Annotated in this window: 1 pseudogene; it reads right to left on the minus strand. The window is 59.4% G+C overall.

The window, feature by feature from the left end:
• Positions 1-154: 154 nt before the first annotated feature.
• Positions 155-352: pseudogene (locus tag ACTIEN_RS22320) on the minus strand (transposase); the annotation flags it as partial.
• Positions 353-556: the final 204 nt, after the last annotated feature.

Consider the following 556-nt stretch of genomic DNA (forward strand, 5'->3'; position numbering starts at 1 on the left):
CTGCCCTCAAGCGCGTTCATGTCAGCACCTGCATTCGCCAGAATTCGGAGTGCCTCGTCTTCCGAGGCAAGGGCGGCGACATGTGCAGGCGTGGGTCCGCGCGGATCAGGTGCGTTCACGTTGGCCCCGGCAGCAATGAGTTCGTTGATAGCGCTGATGTCGCCTGCCGCGCGGCATCCCCGGCCAGGCGTTGCTTGCCCGCTTCAAGGAAGTCCTTCGACCACGCGTCGTACAAACTCTCGCTGATGCCCTCGCACCGGCACAGCGCGGCAATGCTCTCTTCGCCACGCAAGCCCGCCAGCACAATCCTGATCTTCTCTTCCGCTGGATACTGTTTGCGCGTCTTGCGCATGATCCCTTTGACAAGCTTGTCAGCCGCGTCCTTCGATGTTCCGGATTTCTTACGAAAACCTCAATTCTGTCCCATAGGCGCTGACGTCTGACAGGATAGAGATCCTGGCATCGGGCTTTAACGCGCCTCGCCGCTGCTCGTATTACTGTGGTTTCTCCGAGCAAACAATCACAGTCGACAATGAGGACCTTGAGGCTCGTGGCG

It is taken from the genome of Marivita sp., from assembly GCF_051859345.1.
Lineage (GTDB): Bacteria > Pseudomonadota > Alphaproteobacteria > Rhodobacterales > Rhodobacteraceae > Marivita.